This is a genomic window from Brachyspira sp. SAP_772 (assembly GCF_009755885.1).
Lineage (GTDB): Bacteria > Spirochaetota > Brachyspiria > Brachyspirales > Brachyspiraceae > Brachyspira.
Genome location: NZ_VYIX01000218.1, coordinates 1 through 660, shown reverse-complemented (window position 1 = coordinate 660; position 660 = coordinate 1). Strand labels below are relative to the sequence as shown.

1 protein-coding gene is annotated in these 660 nt (G+C 32.6%); it reads right to left on the bottom strand.

Annotation, left to right across the window (positions count from 1 at the left end):
* On the bottom strand, positions 1-569 hold a 569-nt coding region (locus GQX97_RS13660), incomplete at its 3' end, for a type IA DNA topoisomerase (protein WP_232473432.1).
* Between the last annotated feature and the right edge of the window lie 91 nt (positions 570-660).

The window sequence follows — 660 nt, the reverse complement described above, 5'->3', positions numbered from 1 at the left end:
CTGTTACAAATTATAAGCAAAGCGACATTCTGTACTCTTCCTGCAGAAAGACCTCTTTTTATCTTCTCCCAAAGCAAAGGGCTTAAATTATAACCAATAAGTCTGTCTAATACCCTTCTTGCTTTTTGAGCATTTACTTTTGCTATGTCTATATCTCTAGGTTTATCAATGGCTTCTTTAAGTGCATCTTTTGTAATCTCATGAAAAACTATTCTTTTTATAGGTACAGCAGAATTAACGCTTCTTATTTTATTTCCTATATGCCAAGCAATACTCTCCCCTTCCCTATCATCATCGGCTGCAAGCAACACCTCTTCAGATTTCTTTGCCTCTTTTTTAAGATCATTTAATATCTTAGCTCTTCCTCTTATTGTAATATATTCAGGCTCAAAACCATTGTCTACATCTATAGCTAGTCTGCTTCTTGGCAAATCTATTAAATGCCCCATTGATGATAATACTACATAATCTGACCCTAAATATCTATTTATAGTTTTTGCCTTAGCAGGCGACTCAACTATTACTAATTTCTTTTTAGTAGTTTTCTTTTCTTTAGTTTTTGTAGCCATTTTTTATATCCTTAATTTTTATTTCTCTATACTATAATATTTTCCAGTTAACTGCTTTATCATCCCCTTAACCTCGCATTGCATATGTATG